Raw genomic sequence first — 235 nt, 5'->3', positions numbered from 1 at the left:
GTTCAGCACTGACAAAGCGCACAGCGGCGGGGGAGCACAAAAGGTGTGGAATATTGGTTTCAGCGGTCTTCTGTGTGCCAGCGCTTGTGCCAAGCCAGACGTTTGGCCAGCCATCGCCCCAGTCGAACGGTAGCATCTTGATGATGTTCTGTGGGCGCTTCGTCAGTAGCAGCCAATCCAAGCGATCACAGGACCGGATTAGTGACCACAGATCAGCGCGCCACTGTGTATCCAC

General features: G+C 56.6%; 1 protein-coding gene. It reads right to left on the bottom strand.

Translation table 11 applies throughout. The features are described 5' to 3' along the window. The coding region (locus O4G76_RS21650; protein ID WP_269399133.1) for a DUF5131 family protein at positions 1-235 on the bottom strand (235 nt) is incomplete at its 3' end.

The organism is Limimaricola sp. G21655-S1, assembly GCF_027213785.1.
Lineage (GTDB): Bacteria > Pseudomonadota > Alphaproteobacteria > Rhodobacterales > Rhodobacteraceae > Limimaricola.
Note: the sequence above shows the minus strand (reverse complement) of the source record. Positions and strands in the feature narration are given on the sequence as shown.